The 9,440-nt window shown below is 72.4% G+C and carries 7 protein-coding genes; 3 read left to right on the top strand and 4 right to left on the bottom strand.

What is annotated here, in order from left to right:
* The coding region (opgC, locus tag AEQ27_RS14970; protein ID WP_235451119.1) for an OpgC domain-containing protein at positions 1-2,664 on the top strand (2,664 nt) is incomplete at its 5' end.
* Here the strand turns inward: opgC and AEQ27_RS14965 are convergent.
* The 3 genes from AEQ27_RS14965 to otnK are packed head-to-tail and all read right to left on the bottom strand — an operon-like array spanning position 2,665 to position 5,437.
* Positions 2,665-3,450, bottom strand: a complete 786-nt coding sequence (locus AEQ27_RS14965; RefSeq protein ID WP_054147394.1) for a DeoR/GlpR family DNA-binding transcription regulator — start codon at positions 3,448-3,450, stop codon at positions 2,665-2,667.
* A 20-nt stretch (positions 3,451-3,470) separates the two neighbouring features.
* Positions 3,471-4,148 (bottom strand): class II aldolase/adducin family protein, encoded by a 678-nt coding sequence (locus tag AEQ27_RS14960; RefSeq protein WP_235451118.1) that lies wholly within the window; start codon positions 4,146-4,148, stop codon positions 3,471-3,473.
* Complete coding sequence (gene otnK / locus AEQ27_RS14955) at positions 4,145-5,437, bottom strand: 3-oxo-tetronate kinase (RefSeq protein ID WP_235451117.1); 1,293 nt, start codon at positions 5,435-5,437, stop codon at positions 4,145-4,147. Before otnK ends, AEQ27_RS14960 begins: the two co-directional genes overlap by 4 nt.
* A 138-nt stretch (positions 5,438-5,575) precedes the next feature.
* Between otnK and AEQ27_RS14950 the strand changes: the two genes are divergently transcribed.
* On the top strand, positions 5,576-6,937 hold the full coding sequence (locus tag AEQ27_RS14950; protein ID WP_200908383.1) for a homoserine dehydrogenase: 1,362 nt from the start codon (positions 5,576-5,578) through the stop codon (positions 6,935-6,937).
* 111 nt (positions 6,938-7,048) lie between these two features.
* Positions 7,049-8,428 (top strand): SLC13 family permease, encoded by a 1,380-nt coding sequence (locus AEQ27_RS14945; RefSeq protein WP_054147392.1) that lies wholly within the window; start codon positions 7,049-7,051, stop codon positions 8,426-8,428.
* 304 nt (positions 8,429-8,732) lie between these two features.
* Here the strand turns inward: AEQ27_RS14945 and AEQ27_RS14940 are convergent, their stop codons facing one another.
* Positions 8,733-9,269, bottom strand: coding sequence for a hypothetical protein (locus AEQ27_RS14940; protein ID WP_161805563.1), 537 nt, complete (start codon positions 9,267-9,269; stop codon positions 8,733-8,735).
* Positions 9,270-9,440 lie beyond the last annotated feature (171 nt).

Below are 9,440 nucleotides of genomic sequence, written 5' to 3'. Positions count from 1 at the left end.
CTCAGCGCCGTCTCGATGGCCGACCTCGAGGACGAGGACGGCCGCGGCCTGGCCCTGGCGCTGCTCAGCCTCGAGAGCCTCGACTACCGCCACGAGGGCGGCCGGAACGTGTGGACGCGCGGGTGCCGACGCCGAATCACTTGTCGACCCCGCCGCGGCGGCGGCTGGCCCGCCGGTCGGCGCGGCCCTGCTCGCCGTCGCGGCCCTCGTGCCGCTGGCGCTGGGACCGGCGGTGCTCGGGGGCGCGCCCTCCGCGGCGGCCCCCCCCCCCCCTCCGCACCCTCGGGCACGTGGTTCGGTCCGGACCTCGACTGGGGCTCGGACGGCCCGGACGGCTACGCCGCTCGACTCGGCGCCACGCCGTCGCTGTACGGCGTCAACATCGACTACCCGCTCGACGGCCCGGCCGCCGACGAGTGGCGACGGTCGGCCCGTGCCGCGGCCGCCCAGGGCGCCGTGCTCGTGGTCAGCCTGGAGCCGACCGGGCGGCTCACCGACCTCGACGCCGCCGACGCGCGTCGGGCCGACGACCTGCTGACCGAGATCGACCAGCAGTACGGCACGCTGCAGCTGGTGCGCTTCGCGCCCGAGATGAACGGCAACTGGCAGCGGTGGGGGCAGCAGCCCACCGCGTTCGTCGGTGCGTTCCGCACGCTGGCCGACGTGGTCCACACGGGGGACTCCCGCGCACGGATGGTCTGGGCGCCGTCGTACGGTGCGGGCTATCCGTTCTCCGACGCCGTCGGCCGCCTCACCGAGACCCCCTCGAGTGACGTCGACCTGCTCGACACGAACGACGACGGGCGTGTGACCGAGGCCGACGACCCCTACGGGCCGTACTATCCCGGCGACGACGCGGTCGACTGGGTCGGCCAGTCGATGTTCTACTTCGCCAAGGGCAGCGCCTCGACGGCCGCCGGCACGTCGGTGCCCTTGGTCGAGAACCAGGCCCCGGCCGCCGGCGAGGTCGAGGGACGCTTCGACGAGACCTGGGGCTACACCCAGACGCAGCCGTCGACGTTCTACGAGCGGTTCGCCGACGGGCGCGACCGGCCGATGCTGCTCGACACGGGTGCCCTCTACGCCGACGAGTTCGACGGCGCTTCCGAGCTCGACGTCAAACAGGGCTGGTGGCGTCAGGTGTTCGACGCCCTGCCGACCCACGACCGGATCGCCGGCGTCACCTGGCTCGAGGTGGAACGCGACGAGGCCGAGGCCGGCGACCGACCCGTCGACTGGCGGGCCACGGCCGAGCCGGGCATCGCGGAGGCCTCGCGCACCGACCTCGAGGCGAGCGACCGCATCGACCTCGGGCCGGTCACCGACCGCGTCACCTCGACCGACGGGGATGCCGCGACCGTACAGGTGCGCGACGGCGGCGGCGACGAGATGGGGTGGATCGTGGCCTGTGCCGGGGCGCTCGCCCTGGCCTTCCTGGTGAGCGGCGTCGTCGGTCGGCTGCTGCCCCGATGGCGCTACCCCGACGACGGCTCACCCGCGCGCGACCTGCGCATCGACCTCTTCCGCGGGTTCATCATCCTGGCCGTCGTCATCACGCACATCGAGGTCGCCGGACCGTTCTCGTTCGTCACGCTCAAGGCCGTCGGGGCGATCACGGGCGCCGAGATGTTCGTGTTCCTCAGCGGCATCGTGCTCGGCATGGTCTACCCGCTCGGGGTCAAGAAGTACGGCGAGAAGGCCGCGGCGATCGGCGCGTTCGTCCGGGCGCGCAAGCAGTACGTCGTCACGCTCGCGGTCATCCTGATCGTCTTCGTGCTGAGCTTCGTGCCGTTCCTGAACACCGCCGCGATCACGACCTTCACCGACCGCGGCACGGGCATGACGGGCGCGTCGGCCGAGGGACGCGTCTACGACCTCTACCCGAACGTCGACCGCTTGCTCGACTACCCGCCGCCGTGGTACGCGGTGCGCCAGCTGCTGCTGCTCGAGATGGGGCCGTGGCCGTTCAACATCATGGGCTTGTTCGTCGTGCTCAGCCTGACGATCCCGGCCCTGATGTGGGCGATCAAGCGACGCGCCTGGTGGGCCGTCCTGCTCGTGAGCTGGGCGCTCTACGCCGTCGGCGTGGTCTTCCCCGACGTCCACCTCTTCCCGTCGCAGTTCGAGCCGGTGTTCCCGCTCTTCGCCTGGCAGGTGCTCTTCACCCACGGGCTCGTGATCGGCTGGTACCGACGGCAGATCGTGACGGCGCTGACCACCCGGCTCGGCAAGGTCCTGGTGGGCGCGGGGGTCGTCGGCTACGCCGGGTTCCTCGCGCTGATCTGGGCCGGTCACGCGTACGGCTTCGCACCCGGGCCGATCCCGTCGGGTCTGTACGACACCCTGTACGCGACCGGCTACCAGCGGGTCGACATGCAGTGGGGCCGGCTGGTCGACGTCGCGCTCGTGGCCGTCTGCGTCTACGCGATCCTCACCGTGTTCTGGAAGCCCCTGTCGAAGGCCGTCGGATGGTTCTACGTCCCCCTCGGACAGGCGAGCCTGTACGTCTTCATCTGGCAGGTCTTCTTCGTGCTGGCCGTCGCGTCGATCCCCGGTCTCGACCGCTCGAGCGTGATCGTCGGCACGATCGTCCACGTGGCCTCGGTGCTGCTGCTCTGGGTGATGGTGAAGAAGAAGTTCCTGTTCTCGGTCGTCCCGCGCTGATCAGGGGGCGGCGACCACCAGGTCGAGTCCGGCGTCGACGAGGGCCTTCGTCGCGTCGTCCCCGAGCCGGTCGTCGGTCACGATCGTGTCGAGCTCGGCGAGGCGGAGGGCCCGGTACTTGCCGAAGCGCCCGTACTTCGAGCTGTCCGCCACGAGCACCGAGCGTTCGGCGACCTCGAGCGCGGCCCGCTTGACCTCGACCTTGGCCTCGACGGGCGTGGTGACACCGTGCGCGAGGTCCCACGAGCTCGACGAGATGAACGCCAGGTCGAGCGACAGCTCGGTGAGCGTCAACCGGGTCAGCCGCCCGAGCGTCGACTGGTTCGCGCTGTCGACCCGGCCCCCGCCGACGATGAGGTCGACGTCCGGGTGGTCGAAGAACGACCGGACGGTCGCGAGGTCGTTGGTGACGACCGTCAGGCCGGGGACGTCGTCGAGGGGCTCGCGCATGGCCTGCACGGTCGTGCCCGCGTCGAGGTAGACGGTCATGTGGTCGCGCACGAGGGCGGCCGCCTCGCGGGCGATGGCCCGTTTCTGCGCGACGTCGACGTCCTGCTTGACGTCCCGGCTCGCCTCGACCAGCAGCTTCGGCGTCAACTTCGCACCGCCGGGCGTGGCCGTGACCCGGCCCTCGTCCTCGAGGGTCGCGACGTCGCGTCGGACCGTCATCTGGCTGACGCCGAGCAGGTCGGTCAGCTGCCGGTAGCTGAGGACGCGCTCGCGCTGCAGGTGCTCGACGATGCTCTCGCGCCGCTGCTCGGGGATGAGGGGGGCTGTGGGGGACACGTCGGCCTTTCTCGCGTCGGTCAGCCTAGTGCGGCGGGCCCCGTCCACGGCATGCCCGAGGCCGCGGTGATGGCGGCCACCTGGTCGGCGGGGATGAGGCGGCGGTCGGCGCCGTGGGTCAGCAGGGCGATCCGGCAGGCCTCCTCGACCTCGACGGCACCGAGGACCGCACGGTCGAGGTCCTCGCCGCTGACGACGCTGCCGTGGTTGGACAGCAGTGCCGCTCGGAACGGCAGGGGGCTGTCGGTCACGAGCGACCCCATGGCCGGGTCGCCGGGGGCGACGAAGGGCAGCAGCGGCACCTGGCCGACCCGCATGAGCGAGTACGGCGTGAGCGGCGGCACGGCGCAGTGCTCCGACCAGGGCTCGAGGCACGACAGGGCGACGGCGGACGGGGAGTGCACGTGCACGACGGCCTGGTGTTCGGGGTTCTTGAGGTACATCGCGCGGTGCAGCGCGACCTCCTTCGACGGTGCGGGGCCGGCGAGCAGCGTGCCGTCGGGGGCGAGCACCGACAGGTCGTCGACGGTGAGCGACCCCAGCATCGTGCCCGTGCCGGTCATCAGCAGGCGGTCGCCGTCGCGGACGCTGACGTTGCCCGAGCTGCCGGGGCTGAGGCCGGCGGCGACGAGGGCCCGCCCGGCCTCGACGAGTCGTTCGACCGCGGTCCGTGCGGTCACGTCGGTCACTGCGGTCACGAGAGGGCCTCCCAGGCGGTCGAGAACAGGTCGGCGGCACCGAAGTTGCCGCTCTTCAGGACGAGGGCGACCGGTCGGCCGTCGCTCGTCGTCGCGGCGCTCCAGCAGACGCCCGGGCCCAGCGGTGGCCCGATGACCAGGGCGGGTGCCCCGAGTGCCGTCACGACGGCACCGCTGGTCTCGCCACCGGCGACGACGACCAGCCCGACCGTGCCGTCGGCGACGAGGTCGTGCACGAGGGCCGACAGGACGGACTCGACCACGGACGCGGCGGGCGGAGTCGAGGTCGACGGGCCGCGGGGGCCCGCCGCCACGACGTCGGACGGGTCGCCCACCGAGTAGACGACGGGGACGGAGTCGGCGTCGAGACCGCGCACCCAGTCGGCGAGTGCCGCGATCTCGGCCGCGGGGTCGGTCGTGGCGGCCGAGAGGTCGACCTTGCGCGTGGGGTGGGTGGCCGCCGCGTGGGCGATCTGGCCGCGGGTGGTGGCGGACGCCGACCCGCACACGACGAGGCGACGCCCGGTCACGTGCGAGAACTCGGCGGGCAGGGCGGGTGGTGGGGCGTCGTCGGCACCGACTCCGAGGGCCAGGCCCGCTCCGCCGCTGAGGAGGCGGTGGTGTGCCGTCGCCCGGCCGATCGTCTCGAGGTCGGCGTCGTCCACGGCGTCGACGACGAGGTAGCCCGACGGTGCGGCGTCGAGGGTCGATCGGAGGGCGTCGACCCCGGCGCGGACGTCGTCCCGGCGGATCTCGGTCACGGGGGGCGGCGTCTGGGGCGCGGGGCGGGCGCGCAGTCTCGAGCGTGTCATGGGCGTCAACGGGTGGTGACGCATCGACGAGTCCTCGAGGAGGTCGTCGCCGACGAAGAGGCGTCCGTCGCGGACGGTGCGGCCGTTCGCGGGGAACGCGGGGACGACGATCGCCCGGTCGACCCCGAGCCGGTCGCGGAAGGCGTCGAGGACGGGCCCGATGTTGCCCTCGTCGGTCGAGTCGAAGGTCGAGCAGTACTTCAGGGCGAATCGTCCGGCGCCGGCCTCGACCAGCCAGGCCAGGGCGGCGGTCGACCGATCGACGGCCTCGTCGACCGGGGCCGTGCGGGTCTTCAGGGCGACCACGACGGCGTCGACGCCTGCGTACGTCGCCGGCTCGACGGCTGCGGGGGCGACGACGACCACGGTCTCGAGGCCGCGGCGGCGGAACCCCGAGGCGAGATCGGTGGCTCCGGTGAAGTCGTCGGCGACGGCACCTATCAACATGCGGGACCTCTCGGTGGCGGGCGGGCTCACGGTGCCGCCGTGTCGGCGTCGCGAGCACGGACAGTCTATGTGACTATTTGGTGCGATGTTTGACAATTTGATAAGTCTCGCTACAGTTGCCATGCTCGCCCGGGCCGCTCCTGGCCTCTTGAACGAACGGGAACAACGGTGATCCTCCACTCGACGACGTCTCGCGCGACTCCGGTCCGCGTCCTCCTCACCGGTGCGAACGGTGGGTACGGCCGCACGCTGCTCGACCAGCTGCGCCGGCTGCCCGACCTGACGGCCACGCAGCTCGTCGACCCCGACGTCGCCGGGGTGACGGCCATGCTCCACGAACTCGGAGTGCCCGCCTCGTCCGTCGCGACGCCGTCCACGGCAGCGGCCACCGCCGAGGCGGTGTCGGCCCGCCCGGGCGCCGTGCTCGCCGACGCCCCGGCCGGCGACTGGGACGGTGTCGACGTCCTCGTCGAGGCCCCCGGGCGCATCGGGGCCGGGCACCGCTACGCCGACACCGCTCTCGAGCGCGGCGTGCACGTCGTCATGGTCAGCAAGGAGGTCGAGTCGGTCGCCGGCGTGGCGCTGAGCGCCAAGGCCCGGGTGGCCGGCCTGCGGTACCTGCCCGGTGACGGCGACCAGCCCGCGAACCTGCTGCGTCTCGTCTCGTGGGTGCTCGAGTGCGGTTTCGACGTCGTGGCCCTCGGCAAGTCGGGCGAGTACGACCTCGAGTTCGACCCCGCCACGGGCGTCGTCGATCAGGCGGGCACGACCGTGGACGCCCCGGCCCTCGCGTCGTTGCTCGACCTGGGCGAGGACCCCCTCGCCACCGTCGAGGCACGTGCCGCCGCGGTCGCCGACCTCAAGCGGGCGGCGGCCGCCGACTCGTGCGAGATGAACGTCGTCTCGCTCTACACCGGCGCCCACGCCGACGTCGAGGCGATGCACTACCCCGTCGCCCGCCCGGACGAGCTCGCCGACCTGTACACGGCACGCGAGGACGGCGGTCTGCTCGGCCGCACCGGCGTCGTCGACGTCTTCTCGATGCTCCGCCTGCCGGGCGAGGCCAGCTTCGCCGGCGGCGTCTTCGTGATCGTCCGCACGGGTGACCCCGTCACCTGGGAGACGCTGCGGGGCAAGGGCCACGTCGTCAGCCGTGACGGTCGTCACGCCTGCATCTACTGGCCGTACCACTTCATGGGCGTCGAGACCCCGCTCAGCATCGTCGCCGCGGTCGACGGGACGTCGCGCCTGCCCGAGCCCCGGCAGCACACGGTCCTCGCCGCCCGGGCCGGCGAGGCCCTGTCGGCCGGCACCGCGTTCCGCGTCGAAGGCCACCACCACGAGATCGCCGGTGTCGCACCCGTGATCGTCGATCCCGACGACGACGGGATCGCCCCCTACTACCTGCTCGGCGGCGCGCGACTCGTGGCCGACGTGGCCCCCGGCGCCCTCGTGCGACTGGACGACCTCGCCGACGTTCCCGAGGCGGCGCTGGCGGCCTACCGGGCCGGGCTCGCGCTGGGTCGCTGACCCGCGCCTCCTCGGCCTTTCCCCCCCCGACCCCGTGACACCCCGAACCAGGAGATCGACGACGATGCCCTTCACCCCCGACCCGACCGACCCGACCCCGGCGGCGACCTCATGAGCGTCGAGCTCGTCGCGCTGATCGTCCTCGTCGCCGTCTTCGCTCTCTCGGCCATCCGCAACGTGCACATGGGCGCCCTGGCGCTCGTCGCCGCCCTCCTGGTCGGCGTGCTCGTCGTCGGCGAGAGCCTCGACGACGTCCTCGGCGGCTTCCCGGCCGACGCCCTGCTGATCCTGCTCGGCATCACCTACCTGTTCGGCATCGCCCGCGAGACCGGCGTGGTGGACTGGCTGGTCGACCGCTCTGTCGGACCGATCGGCGCCCGCGTAGCCCTCATCCCCTGGGCGATGTTCGTCATCGGCACGCTCGTCGCGTGCCTCGGCACGTCGCACGCCGCCTTCACGATCGTGCCGATCGCGATGAGCCTGGCGCACAAGCACAAGATCCACTCGACGATGATGGGCATCGTCATGAGCTCGGCCATCGTGGGCGGCGCCCTGGCCCCGACGAGCATCAACGGCATCACGGTCATGACCGTGGCGCGGGCCTCGGGCATCCCGTACAACCCGGGTCTGATGTTCGGCCTCTCGGTCGGCGTGAACACGCTCGTCGTGCTGGTCGCCTTCTTCCTGTTCGGTGGTCGCGAGCTCATCGCCCGGACGCGGGCGGCGGGCGTCGCCCGGGCCACGCTGGCGGCCGGCGGCACCGGCGGCACCGGCGGCACCGGCGGGACCGACGGCACCGGCACCTCCGTCACCGGTGGTGGGCACGGTCAGGGCGGCACCGCCGTCCTCACGGAGCCGGCCACCGCCACCCGACTCGGCGCCTACCAGCTCGTCGTGCTCGTGAGCATCCCGGTGCTGATCGTCGGCTTCTTCACGATCACGTTGCTCGACGTCGACCTCAACCTCGGTGCTGTCGCGCTGACGCTCGCCGTCTTCCTCGCCTTCCTCAAGCCCGACGTCGGCCGGGCGTCGCTGGCGCGCATCGACTGGAACACCATCCTGTTGCTCGGCGGGATCATCACCTACGTCGGCGTCCTGACGCGGCTCGGCGCCATCGACCAGCTCGGCGAGGTCGCCCGCTCGGTCTCGTCGCCGCTGCTCGCCGCGTTCGTCATCTGCGTGATCGCCGGACTCGTGTCGGCCTTCGCCTCGACCATCGGCATCCTGGGTGCGCTCATCCCGCTCGCCGTCCCCCTGCTCGTCCCGGGCGGCGGACTCGAGATGACCGGCTTCATCTACGCCCTGGCGATCTCCGCCTCGCTCGTCGACTGTGCCCCGTTCGGCACGACCGGCGCGACCATCGTCGCCTCGGGCGTCGAGGAGGACCGACCGCGCCTCTACCGCCACCTGACCCGATGGGGCCTCTCGATGGTGGTCATCGGACCGGTCGTCACGCTGCTGGCGTTCGTGGTGCCGTTCCTCTGGGCCTGACCGGTCGGGCCTGAACGGCCGGGCCTGACGGCCTCGAGGACGCGGGGGGCGCGGGTCGCGTGACCCGCGCCTCCTGCCATTCCGTTTTTCTCGCGATGTCACCCAAACGGGGGAGGCGTGCGGCTCCGAAGACATGCCCGGGTGCCCCTGGGCGCCCCGTGCCCGACCGACCCCGTCGCGGCACGACGTCGGCGGCCCGAACCGCCGGCACCGTCGGGAGCCCGAACTCCCGGCACGGTCGGGAGCCCGAATTCCCGGCACGGACTCTGGTGTCAAGGACGACACCGGGGTCTGCGGGGGTTCGTCAGGCGAAGGCCAGACGCAGCCGGTCGATCACGATCGGGTCGACGTCGGCGACTCGGCAGATGAGCGGGTCCCGCTCGATCAGGCTGAGTGCGGCACGGATGCGACGACGTTCGGTGTCGGTGACGTCCGCCGCCACTCGATCTCGGCGCGAGACGAGCGACCCGAGGGTGGCGATGTCGACGAGGTGTCGCGTGTGGTCGTCTCCCGGGATCTCGACGGCGGCGGCCTTGGCGAGGAGCGCGCCCTGCAGGGTCGGCCGCGGGACGACGCCGTCGCGGCCGTTCACCCGGACCTCGACCGGGAACGTCCGGTGGACGGCACCCTGCGCGCCGGGGGCGGCGAGGGTCGTTCCGCCGGTGACACCGCGACGTGACGACGCCCGTTCGCCGAGGAAGCGGGGGATGAGGACGTCGATCTGCGCATCGCCCCGTACCCAACGGTGCTGATGTCCCTCGAAGCTCTGGCCGTCCGCCACGAATCCGCAGTCGCGGAGGACCGTCGTGAACCGCAGCAACATCGTCGGATGGGCCCGCACGTCGAGCACGGTGTCCGCGTCGTTCGTCGGTCGGGCGGACGTCGACCCTCGCTCCCAACAGTGCGACTGGACCATCTGACCGCCGACGACGGCCCAACCGGCCGGCAGGTGGGCATGCACCTCGAAGAGGGCGTGCCACGCCTCGGCCTGGGCGGTGCGGAGCGCAGGGGT

The sequence above is a fragment of the Frigoribacterium sp. RIT-PI-h genome (assembly GCF_001297205.1).
GTDB lineage: Bacteria > Actinomycetota > Actinomycetes > Actinomycetales > Microbacteriaceae > Frigoribacterium.
The sequence above is the reverse complement of the archived record's forward strand: the minus strand, read 5'-3'. Positions and strand labels throughout refer to the sequence as shown.